At 47.5% G+C, this 22,386-nt stretch carries 19 protein-coding genes; 10 read left to right on the plus strand and 9 right to left on the minus strand.

The genetic code is table 11. The features are described from left to right. The first annotated feature begins 18 nt into the window (after positions 1 to 18). The 4 genes from RDN79_RS12720 (at position 19) to RDN79_RS12735 (ending at position 7,134) form a co-directional block, all read left to right on the plus strand. On the plus strand, positions 19 to 1,767 hold the full coding sequence (locus tag RDN79_RS12720; protein ID WP_298546429.1) for a RagB/SusD family nutrient uptake outer membrane protein: 1,749 nt from the start codon (positions 19 to 21) through the stop codon (positions 1,765 to 1,767). 82 nt (positions 1,768 to 1,849) lie between these two features. Continuing rightward, the gene (locus RDN79_RS12725) at positions 1,850 to 2,980 is read left to right on the plus strand and encodes an acyltransferase family protein (RefSeq protein ID WP_298546427.1); all 1,131 of its coding nucleotides are present in this window, start codon (positions 1,850 to 1,852) and stop codon (positions 2,978 to 2,980) included. A 14-nt stretch (positions 2,981 to 2,994) separates the two neighbouring features. Next, positions 2,995 to 5,685, plus strand: coding sequence for a glycoside hydrolase domain-containing protein (locus RDN79_RS12730; RefSeq protein ID WP_298546425.1), 2,691 nt, complete (start codon positions 2,995 to 2,997; stop codon positions 5,683 to 5,685). Between the two features lie 33 nt (positions 5,686 to 5,718). Further along, positions 5,719 to 7,134 (plus strand): FAD-dependent oxidoreductase, encoded by a 1,416-nt coding sequence (locus RDN79_RS12735; RefSeq protein WP_298546423.1) that lies wholly within the window; start codon positions 5,719 to 5,721, stop codon positions 7,132 to 7,134. Between the two features lie 74 nt (positions 7,135 to 7,208). On the opposite strand, the gene murF is transcribed toward RDN79_RS12735, so the two are convergent. Continuing rightward, positions 7,209 to 8,495, minus strand: a complete 1,287-nt coding sequence (gene murF, locus RDN79_RS12740) for a UDP-N-acetylmuramoyl-tripeptide--D-alanyl-D-alanine ligase (protein ID WP_298546421.1) — start codon at positions 8,493 to 8,495, stop codon at positions 7,209 to 7,211. A 97-nt stretch (positions 8,496 to 8,592) separates the two neighbouring features. Between murF and folP the strand changes: the two genes are divergently transcribed. From folP to RDN79_RS12760, 4 genes are all read left to right on the plus strand, one after another. After that, positions 8,593 to 9,453 (plus strand): dihydropteroate synthase, encoded by an 861-nt coding sequence (gene folP / locus RDN79_RS12745; RefSeq protein ID WP_298546419.1) that lies wholly within the window; start codon positions 8,593 to 8,595, stop codon positions 9,451 to 9,453. Between the two features lie 4 nt (positions 9,454 to 9,457). After that, entirely contained in the window at positions 9,458 to 10,243 is a 786-nt protein-coding gene (cdaA, locus tag RDN79_RS12750; RefSeq protein WP_298546417.1) for a diadenylate cyclase CdaA, read from the plus strand. 132 nt (positions 10,244 to 10,375) lie between these two features. Then, positions 10,376 to 11,392 (plus strand): phosphate acetyltransferase, encoded by a 1,017-nt coding sequence (gene pta, locus RDN79_RS12755; RefSeq protein ID WP_298546415.1) that lies wholly within the window; start codon positions 10,376 to 10,378, stop codon positions 11,390 to 11,392. A 24-nt stretch (positions 11,393 to 11,416) separates the two neighbouring features. Then, entirely contained in the window at positions 11,417 to 12,616 is a 1,200-nt protein-coding gene (locus RDN79_RS12760; RefSeq protein WP_298546413.1) for an acetate/propionate family kinase, read from the plus strand. 80 nt (positions 12,617 to 12,696) lie between these two features. Here the strand turns inward: RDN79_RS12760 and RDN79_RS12765 are convergent, their stop codons facing one another. The 8 genes from RDN79_RS12765 to rsmA form a co-directional block, all read right to left on the minus strand. Then, positions 12,697 to 13,473, minus strand: coding sequence for a UDP-2,3-diacylglucosamine diphosphatase (locus RDN79_RS12765; RefSeq protein WP_298546411.1), 777 nt, complete (start codon positions 13,471 to 13,473; stop codon positions 12,697 to 12,699). 4 nt (positions 13,474 to 13,477) lie between these two features. Next, entirely contained in the window at positions 13,478 to 13,795 is a 318-nt protein-coding gene (locus tag RDN79_RS12770) for an SUF system Fe-S cluster assembly protein (RefSeq protein WP_008146258.1), read from the minus strand. A 394-nt stretch (positions 13,796 to 14,189) separates the two neighbouring features. Continuing rightward, on the minus strand, positions 14,190 to 14,870 hold the full coding sequence (radC, locus tag RDN79_RS12775) for a DNA repair protein RadC (RefSeq protein WP_298546404.1): 681 nt from the start codon (positions 14,868 to 14,870) through the stop codon (positions 14,190 to 14,192). Between the two features lie 85 nt (positions 14,871 to 14,955). After that, positions 14,956 to 15,519 carry an elongation factor P gene (gene efp / locus RDN79_RS12780; RefSeq protein ID WP_298546402.1) on the minus strand — a complete coding sequence of 188 codons (564 nt, stop codon included), beginning with the start codon at positions 15,517 to 15,519 and terminating at the stop codon, positions 14,956 to 14,958. 191 nt (positions 15,520 to 15,710) lie between these two features. After that, on the minus strand, positions 15,711 to 16,409 hold the full coding sequence (locus RDN79_RS12785; RefSeq protein ID WP_298546400.1) for an LrgB family protein: 699 nt from the start codon (positions 16,407 to 16,409) through the stop codon (positions 15,711 to 15,713). Continuing rightward, complete coding sequence (locus RDN79_RS12790; RefSeq protein WP_298546399.1) at positions 16,402 to 16,752, minus strand: CidA/LrgA family protein; 351 nt, start codon at positions 16,750 to 16,752, stop codon at positions 16,402 to 16,404. The genes RDN79_RS12785 and RDN79_RS12790 overlap by 8 nt, the downstream gene beginning before the upstream one ends. Positions 16,753 to 16,830: 78 nt before the next feature. Beyond that, positions 16,831 to 18,180: a magnesium transporter gene (gene mgtE / locus RDN79_RS12795; protein WP_298546397.1), complete on the minus strand. Its 1,350-nt coding sequence runs from the start codon at positions 18,178 to 18,180 to the stop codon at positions 16,831 to 16,833. Between the two features lie 80 nt (positions 18,181 to 18,260). Then, positions 18,261 to 19,046 (minus strand): 16S rRNA (adenine(1518)-N(6)/adenine(1519)-N(6))-dimethyltransferase RsmA, encoded by a 786-nt coding sequence (gene rsmA / locus RDN79_RS12800; protein WP_298546395.1) that lies wholly within the window; start codon positions 19,044 to 19,046, stop codon positions 18,261 to 18,263. Between the two features lie 96 nt (positions 19,047 to 19,142). Here rsmA and RDN79_RS12805 point away from each other — a divergent pair, with 96 nt between their 5' ends. Both RDN79_RS12805 and RDN79_RS12810 read left to right on the plus strand, forming a co-directional pair. Further along, positions 19,143 to 20,159 carry a lysylphosphatidylglycerol synthase transmembrane domain-containing protein gene (locus RDN79_RS12805; RefSeq protein WP_298546393.1) on the plus strand — a complete coding sequence of 339 codons (1,017 nt, stop codon included), beginning with the start codon at positions 19,143 to 19,145 and terminating at the stop codon, positions 20,157 to 20,159. Between the two features lie 92 nt (positions 20,160 to 20,251). Next, the gene (locus tag RDN79_RS12810; protein WP_298546391.1) at positions 20,252 to 21,706 is read left to right on the plus strand and encodes an aminoacyl-histidine dipeptidase; all 1,455 of its coding nucleotides are present in this window, start codon (positions 20,252 to 20,254) and stop codon (positions 21,704 to 21,706) included. Positions 21,707 to 22,386 lie beyond the last annotated feature (680 nt).

The raw sequence follows: 22,386 nt of genomic DNA on the forward strand, positions 1-22,386 counted from the left end.
AAGAATTGGATATAAATTATGAAAAATATAGTTGCATCAATAAAAATAGCGTTGTTAACGGGATGCATGGCTTTGTCATCTTCCTGCAGTGATTTTTTGGATAAACAACCTCCGGCTTCAACTGCCGGGGTTGCTTTGGAAAGCGAACAGGGAGTTGAGGCTATATTGGTCGGCGCTTATGCGGACTTGGACGGGATCGATCGTTTTGGAGGCGCGTTAGGTGCAGACTGGGTTTTTGGTAGTTGTGCTTCGGACGAGGCCTATAAAGGTTCCGAACCGGGCGACAATATGGCGATGAATGCAGTTGAACAATACTCAACGATGCCGGATAACGAATGTGTGACGGAAAGATGGCGTTCTTGCTATGATGGAGTTTCTCGTGCCAATCAGGTATTGCAGTTTCTGCATGGTGCGCAAAGTGGCAGTTATCCGTTGAAGCAGGAGCGTGCCAGACAAGTGGAAGGTGAAGCGAAATTCTTGAGAGCGTGGTATCATTTCCAGGCAAATAAAGTATTCAAGAACATTCCATATATTAAAGCGCAGTATGAAGTCGATTTTGATCCGGTAAATACGCCGAACAAAGATGCTGGCTGGGATGAGATCGAAACGGACTTGCAGTTTGCTATCGATAACCTGCCGGAATCGTTTCCGAATGAACCGGGTCGTGCGACCAGATATGCTGCGATGGCGACCAAGGCGCATGCCCATTTGTTCCAAGGCGAGTATGCGGAGGCGAAAGCTTTGCTGGATCAGATTATCAACAGTGGCCGATTTAGATTGGTTGATAATTTCTTCGATAACTTTGATGAACGGACCGAAAATAATGAAGAATCTATCTTTGAGTTCCAGGCTTCTTCAAGTGGTTCGAGTGCCATTACGCTGGGGATGCAGGGACCATGTATGCATCAAAAAGGTCCGGCTTCCGGAGGATGGGGATTTTTCCAACCTTCACAGTCGTTGGTGGATGCTTTTCAGGTTACATCCGAAGGCTTACCTTATTTGGATGTAGTGAATAGACCGACTTTGAAAAGCGATATGGGGATATCCAGTGCGGAGGATTATACACCGAGTGACCAAGCAGTCGATTTGCGTTTGGATTGGACGGTTTCTCGTCGGGGCGTTGATTTTCTCGGATGGGGTATCCATCCGGGAGCGGATTGGATCCGCTCCCAAACGTTTGCAGGTCCTTATATGACAAAAAAGTATATGCATTTCGAAGCGACAAAGGATCAACAATTATGGAATGGTTTTAATAATAACCGAAATTACAGAATATATCGTTATTCTCATGTGATTTTGTGGAGAGCTGAGTGTGCTGTGGTCGACGGAGATTTGGAAAAGGCTCGCGAGTTAGTGAATATGATACGCAATCGTGTAAAGACGAGTACGCCGGTAATGGGACGTTGCCTGTCTACTAATTTTGCGGAAGATACCGAGTTGGTAGTGGACTGGGAACAGCCTGCGGCTAATTATAAGACGGAACCCTATCCGGCGGGCCATGTCGCTTTTTCTTCTCAGGAACAGGCTTGGAAAGCGGTCAGAACTGAGATCCAGCTGGAATTTGCCACGGAAGGACATCGGTTCTTTGATTTGAGACGTTGGAATATTGATAATGAAGTATTGAATGACTTTATTGCACGTGATTCGAAATTCCGCGATTTCATGCAGGGAGTGTCCTATTCGATAAATAGAAGGTATTGGCCGTTGCCACAGACACAGATTGATATTCAGCAAGGTGTCTTGTTGCAGGATCCGGACTATATGTAATACTGTTGTGGTTATATGATCTTTTGGGCGGCGATTTCTTCATTGCCGCCCAATGACAATCAATTTATTGATATATAAATTTATGGATACGAATTATAAACGTTTGGAATCTCTTGATGTTTTACGCGGTTTCGACTTGTTTTGCCTTGTGGGCTTGTGCGGAATTTTGCATTCGTTGAGACCGGTTATTGCAACTTCATGGTATGATTCTTTCTTGTGGAATTTTTCGCATGTGGCGTGGGAAGGTTTTTCTCCTTGGGATTTGGTCATGCCGCTATTCATGTTCATGGCAGGTGTTTCGATGCCGTTTTCGTTGTCGCGTTATAAAGATGTTCCGGATAAGTGGGCGGTTTATCGACGTATACTCAAGCGTGTACTTTTGCTTTGGATTTTCGGGATGATGTGCCAGGGAAATCTGTTAGGATTGGATCCGAATAGGATTTATCTGTATTCGAACACGTTGCAGTCGATAGCAACAGGCTATTTGATTTCTGCTTTGTTGTTTCTCCATGTACGGCCGTCCGTGCAGGTTATGACGGCGTTTGCCCTGTTGATCGCTTATTGGTTGGGGATGCAGTTCGTATCCGTTGACGGGTATGGAGGTGGTGATTATACCAAAGAGGCAAACTTGGCGGAATGGATAGACCGGATGGTTTTGGGACGTTTCCGTGACGGAGCTGTCGTGGATAACGGGCAAGTCGTGTTTTCTGACGTTTACCGGTACACCTGGATATGGAGTAGCCTTAATTTTGTCGTGACGGTATTGACAGGAGTGTTTGCCGGACAAATATTGAAGAGCAAGATGGACCAAAAGCGTAAATGGCAGTGGCTGCTGGGAATCGGTGCAGCTATGGTAGCTTCGGGTTGGCTATGGGGATTGCAATTGCCGGTTATCAAAAAGATATGGACGAGTTCGATGGTTTTGGTCAGTAGCGGTTATTGCTTCCTTTTGATGGGATTGTTCTATTATTGGATCGACTATAAAGGACATAAGAAATATTTATCATGGCTGAAGGTGTACGGCATGAACTCGATTGTGGCTTATATGTTGGCCAACGTGGTTGATTTCAGTTGTATCGGTCGTTCTCTTTTCCGTGGTTTGGAACAATATATGGGAGATGGATATGCTTGTTTGATCAAGTTGTCGACGGTTCTGGTCATTTATGGGATATTGTGGTTGCTTTATAAGCATAAAATATTTTTGAAAGTATAAGAACTGTTTTGATTATGTGGATGCATTTCAAATGGAATCTGTTTATTGGGGTGTTTTTGTCTCTTTCTTGTCTGGTGCAGGCCCAGGAGGAGGTGACGAATGCTTTTGACGACTTGAAAAGACAAGGCGCGGTGGTAGAGGAGGAAAATAGCGAGATGCGTCAGAAGGCATCTTCTGAGGCGGTGGAAGCATTGATGCGGGAGAATCCGGTTTCCGGTTATTTCTGTTTTACGGAAGACCGAATGCATGACATTCGCATGACGGATGCTATTCCTCAACGTTGGATGGATCGTCCGGCTGTCTTGCGGACAAAATTGAGCGGAGATTGTCGTCCCGGTGAGTTCTATACTTGGCAGGTCGGGATATTTGCTCCTTATAAAACGCTCTCTGATGTTTCGGTCTCTTTTTCCGACTGGAAAAATGAAAGGGGGGACAAGATTCCCGCTTCGGCATTCCGTTGTTTTAATTCGGGAGGGACGGACACGTATGGGAAATCGTTTAAAAAGCAAGTAAATGTAAATAAAGGGGATGTACAAGCATTATGGATGGGAGGTGATATCCCGACAGATGCGTCAGGCGTGTATAAAGGGTTTGTGCTTATACAGCCTGCTCATGCCCAGCCTGTCAAGATCGCTTGTGAATTGCAAGTGAAAGGCCGGACGATAGACGACAAAGGTGATGCCCAGGGTTGGAGAAAGTCGCGTTTGCGTTGGTTGGATTCCTCCATCGGAAATTTGCCCGAACCTACTTCTCCCTATATTCCGGTTAAAATGGAAAAGCATACCATTTCCTGGTTGGGAGGGACAATGGCTTTGTCGGATGCCGGGTTGCCCCGATCTATTTCTACGCATTATGATTCCGATAATCAGTTATCTGCTTCCATTAATAATGCCTTGTTGGCTGAGGAAATGACATTTGTCATAGAAACGCAGCAAGGTAAAGAAAATTGGAAAACCGGATCGATACGGATTACGGAACGGAACCGGGCTTCCGCCAGTTGGACGGTCAACAGCAGAAGCCGTAATTTTCAACTGATTTGTACTGGTAATTTCGGTTTTGACGGTTTGGCGAATTATAAGATAGAAGTAAAGGCGTTGAATGATGTGAAGGTAAAAGACATGCGTTTGGAAGTGCCTTATACGTCTTATGCCGCCAAGTATATGATGGGATTGGGCCATAAAGGTGGTTTTAGACCGGATTCTTTGATTCGTTGGCAATGGAATACGGATAATCATCAGGATAAGATATGGATGGGAAATGTGAATGCCGGTTTGAACTTTTGCTTTAAGGACGAAAATTATGTCCGGCCGTTGGTCAATATTTATTATGCTTTAGGCAAATTGAATTTGCCGGAGTCGTGGGGGAATTCAAATAAAGGTGGTATTGATATTATTCCGGAAGAAAACGGATGTGTCTTGTTGAATGCGTACAGTGGCGAACGCCTGATGCGGAAGGGGGAAACTTTGCATTATAATTTCAATATGTTGGTGACTCCTGTTAAACCGCTTAATTTGAAAGAACTGGCAGAAAAACATTTTTATCATTCCAATAGCGATGTCAGTGCCGGATATATTCCGGCAGCTTTGCAGGCTGGAGCCGATATGGTAAATGTCCATCATAAAAAAGATATATATCCGTTTATCAATTATCCTTATTATGACGATGCCATACCTGATTTGAAACAGTTTATTGCGAAAGCTCACCAGAAAGAACTGGATGTCCGGCTGTATTATACCACTCGTGAACTGACGGTGAAGATTCCTGAATTGTGGGCATTGCGTAGCTTGGGCACGGAGGTGATTCATGACGGTCCGGGACCGGAAACCCGGACTTTGATTCATCGAAACGGCCCGCATGAATGGCTGAACAAGAATCTTAAAACTCATTTTATTCCGGCTTGGTATAATGCATTTAAGGAAGGCAAATATGCAGGCGATATGGATATTTCGGTTATAACGACTCCGGATTCCCGATGGAATAATTATTATCTGGAGGGATTGGACTGGATGATCAAGAATTTGGGATTGGATGGCATTTACATAGATGATAGTGCGTTGGACCATCAGACGATGCAGCGTGCACGTCGTGTCATGGATGCGGATGGAAAACGTCGATTGATCGACATGCATTCGTGGAACCACATGAACCAGTGGGCCGGTTATGCCAATTCTTTGCATCTTTATCTGGAGTTGTTGCCTTATGTGGATCGTACTTGGATAGGCGAAGGATTCGGATTCTATAATACTCCCGATTTCTGGTTGGTGGAGATGTCCGGTATTCCTTTCGGATTGATGAGTGAGACATTGGATGCCCGTAATGTGTTTCGTGGGATGGTGTATGGGATGCTCCCTCGTTTGCCGTGGAGCGGGAATCCGGTTCCTTTATGGAAACTTTGGGATGAATTCGGAATGAAGGATGCTCGTTTGAGAGGATATTGGGATGAACGATGTCCGGTAAAAACAGGAAATGAAAGTATAATTGCCACAGCCTATGTGAAAGATGACAGGGCATTGGTCGTATTGGCGAATTGGACGGATTTGCCTCAAACAGCCCATCTTTCGTTTGATGAGGAGTTGCTTGGATTCAAACCTTCTTCTTGTCTGCTGCCGGAGATCCGGGAGGTACAATGGAAAGGTAGTTTGTCTTTTCAGAAACCTTGCGAGATTATGGGGCGGGGAGGTTTGATCCTCTTGTTGGAAAAGTAGTTGTAAGTTTTTAATTCAAAATAAGATATAGAAATGAGTTCGCATTCGAGGAGAAAGTTTCTGGATAATATATGGAAAGGTTGTATAGGAATGGGCATGACCGGCGTTTTGCCTTCTTGTGCGGAAGGTGAAGCAAAGGTCGATTTACCGGTATTCGATGACGTGGACATATGTGTGCTCGGAGGCAGTTGTACTGGTGTATTTGCAGCTGTGAGGGCGGCACGTTTAGGGGCAACGGTTGCTGTTGTTGAAAAGCAAAATGCCTTTGGAGGGGTGGCGACTAATTCGTTGGTGAATGTTTGGCATTCGTTGTATGATGTCGGAAAGACACAGCGGATCATTGCCGGCTTGACTCAGGAGGTTATCGATCGTTTGAGCGAACGCGATGCGGTGGAGCGGAATCCGAATCCGAGTTCGGCATATAGACTCAATTCGCAGGAACTCAAAATAGAATTGGATGAATTAGTGCTGGAATCGGGTATTCATCCTCATCTTCATACATTGTTTTCCGAACCGTGTTTGAACGACGATGGAAATCTGACGGGTGTGATAGTCGATGGAAAATCGGGAAGAGGGATAATAAAGGCGGAATATTTTATAGATGCGACCGGTGATGGAGATTTGTGCTATCGTTTGGGGTTGAAAACCTATACATTCGAATTGCTACAGCCTCCGACGGTTTGTGCACATTTGGAAGGATTGGATCTTGGGCTATATGAAAGTGTGTTGAAGGAACATGGTGCTGAATTCAATATACCTTCCGGAACGGCTTGGGGAGTATATCTGCCGAACACTCATGTTTTCATGTTTGCCGGAACACGGGTATATGGAGCGGACTGTTCGGCGGCCGGAAATTTGACAAAGGCGGAAATGGAAGGCCGGCGGCAAATCCGTGCTATTATGGATATGATGAGGAAATATGGAAAGGGCGGGAATATCCCTCGTTTGGTGACTTTGCCCTCTTACATCGGCATACGGGAAACGAGGCATGTCGAATGTCTTTATCAAACAAGTGATGAAGATGCTTTGTATGGGCGTCGTTTTGAAGATGCCATAGCCAATGGCAGTTATGTCTTTGATCTCCATCATCAAGATAAGCCGGGGTTGACCTTCAGACATTTGGATGGCACGGAGATTTATAGCAGGCCGGGTTTCCCGGATCAAGTAGGAAGGTGGAGGGAAAAAACAGAAGTGAATCCTACCTTCTATCAAGTTCCTCTTCGTTCTTTAATACCTAAGAAATATGATAATGTGATGCTTGCCGGTAGAATGATAGATGCTTCTATTGTGGCTTATTCGGGCATCAGAGTGATGGTTAATATGAATCAGGTAGGAGAAGCGGCAGGAGTCGCTTCATATTTGGCGTGGAAACAGGGTAAAAAGATCAAAGATGTTTCAGCCGTAAATGTTCGGGATGTGCTCCAAGAAGGAGGTTCGATTATTATTTGAAAAAATCGGGTAACTGTACTGAATGTCTGCTTCTTTTGTGTGTTAGTTATGACAGTAGGATGAAAATCCTGCTGTCATAACACTTCTATCGTTTTCTCCAGCGCCATCCCATGCGATCCCTTTATCAGCACATGATACCCTTTCAGAGGTTTTTTGCGCAAGGCTTCGATCAGTTCTTCTGTTGTGGCATACGTGGTGAAGTTTTTTCCGGCGGCTTTTTGGAAATGTTCGCCACACAGGAATACTTTGTCGTAGTTGCCTTCCTTGATCCGGGCTATGACTTCGGCATGGAGTTCGTCGCTTGCAGGGCCTAATTCGCGCATATCGCCTAAGATGAGGGCTTTGGGCGAGACAGGCATTGTGGCGAAATTGTCTAAGGCGACTTTCATGCTGCTCGGATTTGCGTTGTAGGCGTCGATGATCAGTTCGTTGTTTTCAGTCTTTTTCAGTTGTGAACGGTTGTTGGTCGGTTCGTAAGCGGCAATGGCACGGCTGATGCGTTCGGCCGGAATCTTAAAGAAACGGCCTACGGCAACGGCAGCCAACGCATTGTCCAGATTGTAACTGCCGATCAGACGGGTTTCCACCGTGTGGATTTTACCCTGCTGTTTCCATTCGAAAGTCAGGTAAGGATTGCTGCTGACCACGCATCCCCAGGCAAAAGCCGTCTCATCGGAACCGTATGTGACCGGCTCGATCCCTTTGGCGATATCTGTCAGATATTTATTGTCCTGGTTGATGAATATCTTGCCTTTCGTACGGCGCAAATAGTCGTATAATTCACCTTTTGTTTTGATCACGCCCTCGAAAGAACCGAAACCTTCCAGATGGGCACGTCCGACATTGGTGATAATCCCGTAGTTCGGCTGTGCGATGTCGACCAGCTCTTTGATATCCCCCGGATGGCTGGCTCCCATTTCGATCACGGCCATTTCGTGGTCGTGCGTCAGGCGGAGCAAGGTGAGAGGCACCCCGATATGGTTGTTCAGGTTGCCTTCGGTGTAAAGAAGGTTGTATTTGGTAGACAGGACGGCAGCCAACAGCTCTTTGGTCGTTGTCTTTCCGTTTGTCCCGGTGATACCGATAATCGGGCAGCCGATCACTTTACGGTGGCGGTGTGCCAATTGCTGCAAGGTCGTCAGTACGTTGTCCACAAGGATCGTACGATCTCCGGTAAAATAATCCGGATTGTCGATTACGGCATATACGCAACCGGAAGCCAGCGCCTTTTCCGCATATTGGTTTCCGTCGAATTTATCCCCTTTCAAGGCAAAGAAAATCGAACCGCGAGGACAGTTACGGCTGTCGGTTGTCACTTTCGGATTGTGTATGAACAATTCATATAGCTCAGGAATAGTCATCGTCTTTTCTCCTTTATAATTTCTATGAGAGTTATTTCGCGCAAATGTAGTGATTTAATGTATTTACCTTTATCTTTGTCGGAAAGAAAAAATAAGAATGTTACATAAAACGCTCAATATTAGAGGAACGCTTACCTCGCTCGATACTCCGCTGGTGATGGGGATTCTGAATGTCACTCCCGACTCTTTTTATGCCGACAGCCGGAAACAGACGGAAGCTGCCATTGAAGAGCGCATACAGGCGATTTTGTCCGAGGGAGGGCAGATCATCGACCTCGGAGGCTATTCTTCCCGTCCCGATGCCGCAGAGGTCTCGCCGGAAGAGGAGATGAGACGTCTGGCTTTTGCCTTGAAGATACTGAATACGCACTATCCGGATGCGGTCCTGTCTGTCGATACTTTCCGGGCGGATGTGGCCCGTCGTTGCGTCGAAGAATACGGTGTGGCGATAATCAATGATATTTCGGGGGGCGAGTTGGATGCTGAGATGTTCGGGACGGTTGCCCGTTTGCATGTACCTTATATAATGATGCATATGCGCGGAACTCCCCAGACGATGCAGCAACATACCGGTTATGCGGATCTGATGGAGGAGATTATGCTCTACTTTGCCAGAAAAGTCCGCCAGCTTCGTCTATTGGGAGTGAACGATATTATACTGGACCCCGGTTTCGGTTTCAGCAAGACGGTGGACCAGAATTATACGTTAATGGGCCATCTGTGCGAGTTTAAAGAATTCGGTTTGCCTTTGCTTGTCGGTGTTTCCCGCAAGAGCATGATCTATAAATATCTGGGCGGAACACCTGCCGACAGCTTGAACGGGACGACCGTCCTGAACACGATCGCTTTGTTGAATGGGGCGGATATCCTTCGTGTCCATGACGTAAAAGCCGCAGTAGAAGCAGTCAAACTCGTCTCAAAAACTTTCAACTTTCAACTTTCAACTTTCAACTGTTAATATTATGTGGATGAATTTCGGAATAAAAGACCTGATCGATGTCTTACTGGTAGCTTTCTTCCTGTACCAGACATATAAGCTGATGAAGAATTCCGGTACGCTGGCCATCTTCAGTGGGGTTGTCTCGTTTATCATTGTCTGGATTCTGGTTTCCCAGGTATTGGAGATGCGCCTGATGGGAGCGATACTCGACAAGTTTATCAGTGTCGGCTTTCTCGTGCTGGTGATTTTGTTCCAGGATGAGATACGCCGTTTCCTGGTGGCGCTCGGTTCGCACAGGGGATGGAAGTTCCTGGGGAAAATATTTTCGAAAAAGAACCACGACAAGGAGAACGAAGGGAAGTTCATTGCTCCGGTTGTCCTGGCTTGCATGAATATGGCGAAGAAAAAGACGGGGGCGCTGATCTGCATCCAGCAGGATGTCGATCTGACCGTTTATGAGCATACCGGTGAAATGTTCAACGCTGATGTCAATGCCCGCCTGATCGAGAATATCTTCTTCAAGAACAGCCCTTTGCATGACGGCGCCATGATTATCGCCGACAACCGTATCAAGGCTGCCGGCTGCATCCTTCCGGTTGCCCAGAACGCCAATCTGCCGAAAGATATGGGGCTGCGCCATCGTTCCGGCTTAGGTATGTCGCTCGAAACGGATGCTCTGGTAATCATCGTTTCGGAAGAACGCGGGAAGATATCGGTCGCCCATAACGGTAAAATCGAAGTGAATGTTACGGCAGAAGAATTGCAACAAATCCTGTCAGGGGAGAAGGAAGTAACAAATTATTGTTAAATGTTCTGAAACTGATAGACCCGCTTGTAAATCTTTTACTGATTTTGCAAACTCTATATTGCATTTTGCCTACTTTTGTACCCGATTATCGTGATATCTAACTAACAATATAATAAAAACAGATCTTCCGCTATGGACTTAATGCAAGAGATTATTGCACGCGCTAAAGCAAACAAACAGCGTATCGTTCTTCCTGAAGGAACAGAAGAAAGAACATTGAAAGCTGCCGACCGTTTAGTGGCCGACGAAGTTGCAGACATTATCCTGATCGGCGACCCCGCTGAAATCAACAGCCTGGCTGCCCAGTACGGGTTGAACCACATTGGACAAGCTACTATTATCGATCCGAAGAATCACGAAAAGAAAGCCGCTTACGCAGACCTGCTTTTCCAGTTGCGCCAGAAAAAGGGTATGACTCCCGAAAAGGCTGCCGTTTTAGTAGAAGATCCTTTGTTTCTTGCTTGCCTGATGATCAAATCCGGCGATGCCGACGGTGAAATCGCAGGTGCACAGAACACGACCGGTAACGTGTTGCGTCCCGCTTTACAGATTATCAAGACGGCTCCGAGCATGAGCTGCGTTTCAGGTGCGTTCCTGATGTTTACAAAGACTCCGCAGTATGGTAAAGAAGGTATCCTGGTATTTGCCGACTGCGCCGTAATGCCGAATCCGACAGCACCCGAACTGGCAAGTATCGCGATCGCCACGGCTGCTACGGCTCGCGATATCGTAGGTATGGAACCGCGTGTCGCCATGTTGAGTTTCTCCACCAAAGGCAGTGCCTCTCACGAGATGGTCGACAAGGTTGTCGAAGCTACCCGTCTGGCAAAAGAAATGGCTCCGGACCTGAAGGTCGACGGAGAATTGCAGGCCGATGCCGCTTTGGTTGAAAAAGTCGCTTCATTGAAAGCTCCGGGCAGCGATGTGGCCGGACAGGCTAACGTTTTGGTATTCCCGACTCTGGAAGTAGGTAATATCGCTTATAAGCTGGTGCAGCGTTTAGGTGGTGCAGAAGCTGTAGGCCCTATCCTGCAGGGGATGGCTGCTCCGGTTAACGACCTGTCACGCGGTTGTTCCGTTGACGATGTCTATAAGATGGTAGCGATTGCCTGTAACCAGTCGATCGGTCTGAAAGCTGCAAAGAAATAATAACGAATAACATACACTACAAACATGAAAGTATTAGTATTAAACTGCGGTAGCAGTTCGATTAAATATAAATTGTTCGATATGACGTCCGGTGAAGTAATGGCACAGGGAGGTATCGAAAAGATCGGTCTGCCGGGTGCATTCCTGAAACTGACCGACAAAGACGGTAAGAAAGTCGTTTTGGAAAAAGAGATTCCCGGCCACAAGGAAGGGATTGAATTTATCCTGAGCATCCTGACCGACAAGACATACGGTTGCATCAAGGATTATAACGAAATCGACGCTGTCGGCCACCGCGTGGTACATGGTGGTGAAAAGTTCGCTTCCAGCGTGAAGATCGACCAGGATGTGATCAACAAGGTAATCGAATGTTCCGATCTGGCTCCGCTGCATAACCCGGCTAACCTGAAGGGTATCGATGCTATGGAAGCGTTGATTCCGGGTATTCCCCAGGTGGCTGTGTTCGACACGGCTTTCCACCAGACAATGCCGGCCAAGGCTTATATGTACGGTTTGCCGTATGAAATGTACACGAAATACGGTGTGCGCCGCTACGGTTTCCACGGAACAAGCCACCGCTATGTTTCCCGTCGCGCTTGCGAAATCCTGGGTGTCCCTTATGAAGAACAGAAGATCATTACGGCCCATGTAGGCAACGGTGGTTCCATCGCTGCCGTAGACCACGGCAAATGCGTGGATACTTCTATGGGGCTGACCCCGGTTGAAGGTCTGCTGATGGGTACCCGTTGCGGTGACGTAGACGCCGGTGCTCTGTCTTTCATTATGGATAAGGAAGGCTTGGACGGCCACGGCTTGTCGGATTTGATCAACAAGAAGAGCGGTGTTGCCGGTTTGGTAGGCGGTTCTTCCGACATGCGTGATCTGGAAAATGCGGTAGCTGCGGGAGACGAACGGGCTATTATGACATTGGACGTTTATAACTACCGTATCAAGAAATATATCGGTGCCTATGCTGCTGCCATGGGCGGTTGCGATATCCTGGTATGGACCGGTGGTGTCGGGGAAAACCAGTGGGCGACACGCCGTGTCGTTTGTGAAAACATGGAATACATGGGCATGAAGATCGACGTAGAAAAGAACGAGGGTATGCGGGGTGAAGAAATGGTCATCAGCACACCGGACAGCAAGGTCACGATCATCGTGGTTCCGACAGACGAAGAATACATGATCGCTGCCGATACGATGGATATATTAGGTAAATAATAATTATTCTAATCCTCACAGCTTACAAAACATTAGGATTAGTGTTTAGACTGCCCCGACATCGGTTGGGGCAGTCTTTTTTACTCTGTTTCGAACTGCTCCATATACAGTGTCTCCCCGTCCCAGACGATATAGGAGAAGTGTCGCATCCAGTCGCCTGCAATCAGGAGCCGTGCGGTCCGTGAGAGCATCAGGTCGAGCATGATATGGCGGTGTCCGAAGATGAAGAAGTGGATGTCCGGGTGCGTTTTGAGGTATTCTTTTGCAAAGAGGACCATATATTCGTGGTCTTCGCCCAGGTATTCGGCAGCCTCGCTTGTCTTATGTTTTTTCAGTCCGCTTTTGCGGCTGCTGAGCGACCAGCCGAGGGCGAAGCCGAACGTCCAGCGGGGATGGATGCCCGCATACAGCCATTGGCAGAATTTATTGCGGAAGAGGGCGCGGAGGAAGCGGAACGCCTTGCTTCGATAGTCCACCTCGTCGCCATGTCCGAGGAAGAACCGTTTGCCTAAAAGGTCTACGGTGAGCACATCCCGGTGGATGACCGCACCGATCTCCTTCGGAAGATAGTCGAACATCCAGATGTCGTGATTGCCGATGAAGATATGGATCTCCACCCCGTTGTCGGATAGTTCCGCCAGTTTACCGAGGAAACGGACGAAACCTTTCGGTACGACATATTTATACTCATACCAATAGTCGAACATATCCCCCAGGAAATAGATCGCCATTGCCTCGTCCTTGATGCTGTCCAGCCAGCGTACCAGTCTCTTCTCGACGGCAAGGGGATCTTTATGGAAACGGGCCCCCAGGTGGGCGTCCGACGCAAAATATATTTTCTTTCGAAGGGAATCCATGTTTCTATAAAAAACCTAATTCCAGTTTGGCTTCTTCGGACATCATGTCCTTGTCCCATTCCGGTTCGAAAACAAGGTTTACTTCCACGTTGTTCACACCGTCGACAGATTCGATCTTCATCCGGACATCTTCCAGTATGAAATCGGCAGCAGGGCAGTTGGGGGCGGTGAGGGTCATATCGATGCGGACGTTCTTCTCATCGTCCACCTCTATATTGTAGATCAGGCCAAGATCGTAGACGTTAACCGGGATTTCCGGGTCGTACACGGTTTTAAGCATGGCGACAATCGCTTCTTCTGTTTGGAGGAATTCGTTGTTCATCTTTCTTTAATTTGAATGCAAACATACTAAATAATTTTCAATTCCCGGTAGTCGTATATTCTTGTCTGGGCAATCACACCAAAATTCAGTAGATGGGGTGGGGCTACTTATTATTATGTTTTTTCCAAATCCTCTTCACTCTATCTAAGACCGAAGCCGGAGAGAATTTGTCAACACCCCCATGTCGCTACTTCCAACACCCGGATCTTACGCTCCATAGACCCGGGTGTTGGAGGCGGCTACATGGGGGTGTTGGACCAATCCCCTCCGGAATAGGCGGATCGGAAGTGCCCGGCTTATTCTTTCTGTCAACGAAGGCGAAGCCGCTTGTCTTCAACGGCTCGCCTCTTTGGATTAGGTTCTCCACGGGAATATGCGGCTCGCCTTCAGTTCCTCAAAGCCTTCCTTCATCCGAATAGCTGAAATAGTCGCCATCGGCCAGGACAATATGGTCCAACAATTGTATTTCAACCAAGCGGGCGGCGTCCCGGAGGCGTTGCGTCAGTTGGTCGTCCTGCCGGCTGGGACGGGTGTTGCCCGAAGGATGGTTATGGCAGACGATGATGCCTGCCGCAAGGGCGTTGATCGCCGCTTTCAGGATGATGCGGAGGTCGGCGGATGTCTCGCTTGTCCCGCCCTGGCTGATCTTGACCTTTTCGATTACCAGGGAAGAACGGTTCGTCAGTGCGATCCATAATTCTTCGTGGGGGAGGTCGCAGAGCAAAGGATGGAAAAGCCGGTAAGCGTCTTGGCTGGACCGGATGGCCGGACGTTGGACCGGATCGCTGTCGCCGCGCCGTTTCCCAAGTTCGAGGGCGGCATTGATGATGATCGCTTTGACTTGACCGATGCCTTTGAACTTTGACATCAGCTCTTTGACGGACAATTTGCCTAAGGCATTCAGATTGTTATTGACGGAATACAGAATACGTTGTGACAGTTGGACTGCGGTTTCCCGGCTGTTGCCGGAGCCGATCAGGATGGCAAGTAATTCGGCATCGCTAAGGGAAGCAATACCTTTCAATAACATTTTTTCGCGTGGGCGGTCTTCTTCTGCCCATTCTTTTATTTTCATAGCAAGAGAGTTTTGGGGGATTTTAGATTTATGATTTATGATTTATACGTTGACAACATAAATCATAAATCATAAATCATGAATTTTACCGGATACGTCCTACATAAGAACCGTCCTGTGTATTGATTTCGATGATTTCACCTTCTTCAATGAACAACGGAACGCGTACTTCGGCGCCTGATTCTACTGTTGCAGGTTTCAATGTGTTGGTTGCCGTATCGCCTTTGATACCCGGCTCCGTGTAAGTTACTTTCAACTGTACTTTTACAGGCATGTCTGCGAACAGGACCGTTTCTGTCGAAGCGTCTGAGACAACGTCTACGATCTGGCCTTCGATCATGAAGTCCACACCATTGATCAGGTCTTTGTCGATGATGATATCGTCGAAAGTTTCCTGGTTCATGAAGTGATAGTGTTCGCCTTCCTGATATGTGTACTGGTACGGGCGACGTTCTACGCGTACATCTTCCAACTTTTCACCGATGTTGAAACGACGTTCGATCTGACCGCCTTTTACAACGTCTTTCAGGGTTGTACGCATAATCGTGTTACCTTTTCCCGGTTTTACGTGAAGAAAATCGACGCAGAAATAGAGTTTACCGTCCAGACGGATACATGTTCCTTTCTTGATGTCCTGTGAATTAATCATACTAATGTGCTTTATATTATATTGTTAATTTATTTCGTGATGGATTTCGGGTGCAAAAGTAGTGTTTTCCTCTTAAAGTAACAATAAACTTCTGTATTTTTATTTGGAAATAGATTGCAAATCAGTTTGATATGATGAGGGTGCGCAAAGGCGGAATGCGTTCCCCGGTCAAGTCCGTGATGGCAGGCCGGCTAAAAAAGCGAGATAACAAAGCTGATAGCCGGGACGAGGATAGCCGTCATGATCCCCATCAGGCCGATGGCGAGTCCGCTCAAAGCCCCTTCCACCGCGCCGATCCGGATCGCGACGGAAGTGCCTACCCCGTGCGAAGAGGCGCCCAATGCCAACCCTTTGGCTATGCGGCTTTCAATGCCCAACACTTTCATCACGAACGGTCCGGCGATGCTGCCGAATATTCCGACCGCCACTACGATGACGGCTGTCAGGGAAGGAATGCCGCCGGACTTCTCGGCAATGCCTATCGCTATCGGTGTCGTGACTGACTTCGGTTCGAGCGTGGCGACCAACGCGGCATCTGCTCCCATCAGTTTGCCGATCGCTATAACGCTGACAATCCCGACAATCGCTCCGACAAAGACGGACGTCAGGATCGAAATCACATTCCCTTTCAGGTATTGGATCTGCTCATACAGTACATATCCCAATGCCACGACCGACGGCCCCAACAGGAAATGGATCAGGTGGCTGCCTTTCTGAAACGATTCGTATTCGATATCCATCGCTTTCAGGACAACGATAATGACAAATATGGAGGTGATAAGCGGGTGCAACAGGCTGATACGCGTCTTCGCATACAAAGCCAGAGCAGCCAGATAAGTACCGATCACCAAAGTCAGCGAAAAGACTTCCGATTGTACTAAGTCATTCATTCCCGTCCGTCTCCTTTCCTAACTTTTGCTGGATGAGCGCCACGCTGGCAATTACGAGCAGGGTGCTGACAACTGAGGCTGTTACGATCACCACCCAATGCCGGGAGATGATGCCGAGCGAATCCATCAGTCCCACACCTGCCGGCAGGAAAAACAACCCCATGTTTTCGGTCAGAAGCGTGGAGAGCTTCTTCACTTTGTCCGGCTTGACGGCCTTGAATACTAACGCCAGGAATAACAACACCATCCCAATCACGCTGCCCGGGATAAATCCGTCGATAAAATAACTGATAAACTCTCCTGTGAAATAGAAGAAGAGGATGTAAAATGCTTCTATTAGCATGTTCTTACTGTCTTTTAGATAACCGCTGCAAAGATAACACCTTTGCAAGAGATATGTTCTACAACATATAAGATTTAACTATCCCGCCAGCGCCGAAGCAATGAACATGTAGATCATCATGCCGATGATGTCGTTTGTAATCGTGATAAACGGCCCGGTGGCCAAAGCGGGATCGATCTTCAGTTTATCGAGCGTCATGGGGACCAGTGTCCCGAAGATACTGGCGAACATCACGACCGCAAACAGGCTTAAGGAAACCGAAGCGGTGATGCCTCTGTCGCCTAACATAAAGAAATTATAGATGAACACGACCAGGCTGATGATGCTGGCGTTAATCAGCGAAACGACAGACTCCTTCAATATCTGGGGCAGAATGTTCCCCTCTTTCAGACTGTTGTTGGCCAGACCTTGCACCACGATGGCGGAAGACTGGATACCGACATTTCCGCCTGTCCCGCCGATCAGCGGGATAAACAGCGCCATCTTGGGGTTGACGGCAAAATTCCCTTCGAAATTTCCTAAGATCAGGGAGTTGCCGATTCCGCCTATCATGCCGATCAGGAGCCAGGGAAGGCGGGCGGCCGTTTGGGTGAAGACGTTATCCGAAGTTTCCACATCCTGCGAGATACCGGATGCCAACTGGTAGTCACGTTCGTGCTGTTCGCGGACTTCATCCATGACGTCGTCGATGGTGATACGTCCGACGAGGCGCCCGATGCTGTCGATAACGGGCAGGGCGACCAGGTCATACTTCTCGATCGTCTCGGTCACCTCTTCGATACTGTCGCTGTCGCGGACGGAGATCGGGTCTTTCTTCATCACGTGCTTGATCTTCGAGACGGAAGGATTGGTGATCAGCTTCTGTAGAGGGAGGACGCCGCGCAGGCGTTCATCGTCGTCGACTACATAGACGTAATAGATTTCATCCATGTCTTCGGCTTGCTTGCGCATCTCGTCGATACATTTGGGCATACTCCAATTCTCGTTCACCACGATCATTTCGGTACCCATCAAACCACCGGCGGTGTCTTCGTCGTATTTCAACAGGTCGACGATATCGCCTGCCTGCTCTACGTCTTCGATGTGCGAAAGAATCTCTTCCTGGGTATCTTCGTCCAACTCACGCATCAGGTCTACGGCGTCGTCGGTCTCCATATTGTCCACGAAGCGTTTGGCAATCAGTTCGTTCGGGAGTTCCTTCAGTAACTTGTGACGGTCTTCTTCGTCCAGTTCCATCAAGACATCCGCAGCCTTTTCGCCATCCATCAGCAGATAGAGGTAGATCGCCTCTTGCAGGTTAAGTTCCTGATACAGTTCGGCTATGTCCGCCGGATAGAGTTCGTTCAGTATCTCCTTGATCTTGGCATCATCCTTCTCCGTGATGATGTCTTTTAGATGGTCTATATATTCTTTCGTCAGTTCAATCATGCTTTGGAGAATTTATGATTTATGATTTATGATTTATGAAACAATACAAGCTCCATAAGTCATAAATCATAAATCTGAAATCATAAATCTTTTAAATTCCGTTCCGTTATCAGCGTCAGTTCCACGAACTGCTCTACGGATAGCTGTTCCGGCCGCTTGTCGAAGATCGGAAGCAAATAGTCGGGACAATCCTTGCCTAACAGGGGTTTCATGGAGTTGCGCAATGTCTTGCGGCGTTGGTTGAACGAGGTTTTGACGACCGTCTTGAACAGCTTCTCGTCGCATCCCAACGATTTCCGGTCATTCCGCACCATCCGTATCACCGCGCTTTTGACCTTTGGAGGCGGATCGAATACTTTCTCGCTGACCGTAAACAGGTATTCCACTTCGTACCAGGCTTGCAGCAGGACGCTCAGGATGCCGTATGTCTTGCTGCCCGGACCGGCGGCAAGGCGTTCGGCCACCTCTTTCTGTATCATGCCCGAACAGCAGGGAATATGCTCCTTGTAATCGAGCACTTTGAAAAATATCTGGCTGGATATATTATAAGGATAATTGCCGATCACGCAAAACCGGTCCGGGAACAGCTTGCCGAGATCCAGGCGCAGGAAGTCTTCCGCCAGAATCTTGCCTTCCAAGGCGGGAAAGTTCTGCTCCAGGTAATCGACCGATTCCATATCCAGCTCCACTACTGTCAGATCGTGTCCTTTTTCCAGTAAGAATTGGGTGAGGACGCCCATACCAGGGCCAATTTCCAGTACAGGCAACTGCTTGTAATCGGACAGTGTATCTGCAATGCGTTCCGCTATTTGCAGATCTTTCAGGAAATGTTGTCCTAACGCTTTCTTTGGCTTAACTAATCTCATCCACTTCTTTGCTGTAATGTGTTCGTATTTAAATATAATGCTTATCTTTGCAGGCGTACAAAAATACAACAAATAATTTAAAGTCATCTACGCATAATGGATTTTAAAGCAATTCTACGCACGTTTCTCAAGATAATTCTCCCGCTTGCTTTCGGTTGTTTGCTTCTCTGGTATCTGTACAGTAAGATGGATATCGGCGAGATCTGGAATGTCATTCGCAAAGGCGTCCGCTACGAGATTATTCTTTTTTCGCTTTTGTTCGGCCTGGGAGCCAATATTATCCGGGGATTGCGTTGGGGATTGCTGATCCGTTCGCTGGGTGATAAGGTGAAGACGAGCAATGTGATTTATGCCGTGCTGGGGAATTACGCCGTGAACCTTGTGCTGCCGCGTGTCGGTGAGGTCTGGCGTTGCGGGATGATAACCAAATATGACAAGATCCCGTTTACCCGCCTGCTGGGAACGCTGCTGGTCGACCGTGTGAGCGATACCATCATGGTCGGGCTGATCACAATGTCCATCATTATCTTCAATTTTGGTTTCTTCCACAGCTTCTTTGCGAAAAACCCGGCGTTGCTGGAGGGTTTCCAGTCTATGTTCAACTCGATATGGATTTACGTGGCAGGCGTAATTTTTATTGCCGGAATTTGGTTTATATTCACATATATGAGTAACTTTACGCTGGTCAAGAAAGCAAAGTCGATGTTGCAGAACGTCTGGGACGGAATGAAGAGCATCTGGCTGATGAAGCGTAAAGGTCTTTTCGTGATTGAAACACTGTTGATCTGGACAGGATATTTCCTGTATTTCTACATCACATTCTATGCTTTCGACTTTACCCGTGACCTGGGCGTGACGGTCGGTCTGATCGCCTTTACGATGAGCAGTATCGCCGTGGCGGTACCCGTTCAGGGCGGTATCGGCCCGTGGCATTTTATGGTGATCGCCACCTTGATGTGTTTCGGGGTAAGGGAAAACGATGCAGCGGCTTTCGCCCTGGTGGTGCATACGGTGCAAACCGCCTGGCTCGGACTTACGGGATTGTTCGGTGTGGTGGCGCTGCCCTTTGTAAACAAAGGAATTGACAATGGACAATTGACGATGGACAATTGAATGTCCGGTTGCCCATTCGATATATAACATTAATTATCAACCTGATTGTCAGTTGCCGGTTGTCAATTGACAATTAAAACGCAGTTTTATTTATGTCAGCAGAAATCAAGAATCTTTCTCCGCAGCCAGTCTGGGGTTATTTCTATGACCTTACGCAAATCCCTCGTCCGACCGGACACATGGAGGCTGTAACCCGTTTTATGGTAGCTTTTGGTAAAGGATTGGGATTGGAAACCTTACAGGACGAAGTGGGAAACGTTTTGATTCGTAAACCGGCTTCTCCGGGAATGGAAGGACACAAAACCGTGACCATGCAGTCCCACCTCGATATGGTTCCGCAGAAGAACTCTTCGGTAAAACATGATTTCCTAACCGATCCGATCGATGCTTACATAGAGGGAGATTGGGTGAAGGCCCGCGAAACGACATTGGGCGCCGATAACGGCATGGGGGCCGCTTTTGCAATGGCTGTCCTGGCGGACAAGACGTTGAAGCATGGTCCGCTGGAAGCTCTTTTCACCATCAACGAAGAAGTGGGCATGGATGGGGCAGTCGGTTTGAAGCCGGGTTTCCTGAAAGGGGAAATCCTGTTGAACTGTGATTCGGAGGAAGAAGGCAAGCTGTTTGTCGGTTGTGCCGGCGGCGCTGACCTGAATGTCTCCATGCAATTTAAGGAAGATACTTATATCCCGGAGGGCGATGTTGCCGTGAAGATCAGCCTGACCGGCTTGAAAGGCGGTCATTCCGGTGTGGATATCCATCTGGGACGTGCGAATGCGAATAAGCTGATGTTCCGTTTCTTGAAAGAAGCCGTACGCGATTACGGGGCTCGCCTGTCGTCTGTCGACGGCGGTTCGTTGCGCAACGCGATCCCGCGCGAGGCTTTTGCCGTCCTGACGATTCCGGGCGACAATGTGGAAGCTCTCTGGGAACTTGTTTCCGATTATCAGGAAATGTACCGTTCCGAATATAAAGGCATTGAACACAATATTAATTTAACGGCCGAAATGACCGGTATGCCGGCAACTCTCATCCCGGAAGAGATCCAGGATGATCTGATCAATGCGATAGAGGGCTGTCAGAACGGTGTGATCAGTATGCTGATGGATTTTCCGGGCACGGTCGAGTCGTCTACCAACCTGGCAATCGTCAGGTCATCGGACGAAATGATCGAGATTCAGATTTTGGTTCGCAGTTCGTCCGAGAGCCGTAAGGAAGCGGTTTGTTCGAGCTTGGAAAGTATTTTCTCTCTGGCTGGGGCAAAAGTGGAATATTCGGATGGTTACGGCGGATGGCAGCCGAATATCGATTCGCCGATCCTGAAGATCATGCAGCAGGCTTATTTGGATCTGTACGGGAAGAAGCCGGAAGCAATGGTTATGCATGCCGGCTTGGAATGCGGTATCATCCAGGAATCCTATCCCGATATGGACATGATCTCTATCGGCCCCGACTTGGAGCATCCGCATTCTCCTGACGAGCGAGTAAGCATCCCGTCTGTTGCCCGTACGTGGGATTTTATTGTGACGACGCTTGCGAGAATCTGATTCGTATCTTACCTATTTATATAAAGGGAGACAGAGGTGTATCCAAGCACCTTTATCACGATCTTTTAGGCACGGAAATCCGTGCCTAAATTATATCTGTTAGTTAGCCGGATCTTGTTTTGCATACCTCCGTTTCATGTTTCAAACATAATCCAAGTTTGAAACTTTAGTTTCATGTAGTTTCTTCCTTTGAAACTTTAGTTTCATGCCGAAGAAACAAAAGTTTCCCCGGACGAAACTTTAGTTTCGGCTGTTGAGACTAAAGTGTCGAAGTCTTAAACAATGACGGCCTGTGTTTTTGGATAAATATCCGCCTCGAAAAGGGGGTAAAAAGGGCTGTTTTCGGCGTTTATTTGCAAAAAGGCGTTTTTTGGCACTTTTAAGGTTTTCGTAATAGGTTGATTAATAGTGATATATCATTTTCTATAATGTACGCGTAAAGGGGCTTTTTTAGGGGGTAAATTAAGCGCAAAATCGAATGTAAAATGTTGATTTTTAAAAAGATATGAGGTGGGTTTAAAATGACTAATGAAAACGTACGTTTTTTTTAGTCATTTTTCAGCTACAAAAATACGCATACTTTTTAAAACTGCAATTCTTTCTTCAAAGATTTTTCTTTTTCTATCACGGCTCTTTCATTTAAAAAATAGACGAATATTGAAAATAAGGCTTATTTTATC

The sequence above is a fragment of the uncultured Parabacteroides sp. genome, from assembly GCF_902493135.1.
Taxonomy (GTDB): Bacteria; Bacteroidota; Bacteroidia; order Bacteroidales; family Tannerellaceae; genus Parabacteroides.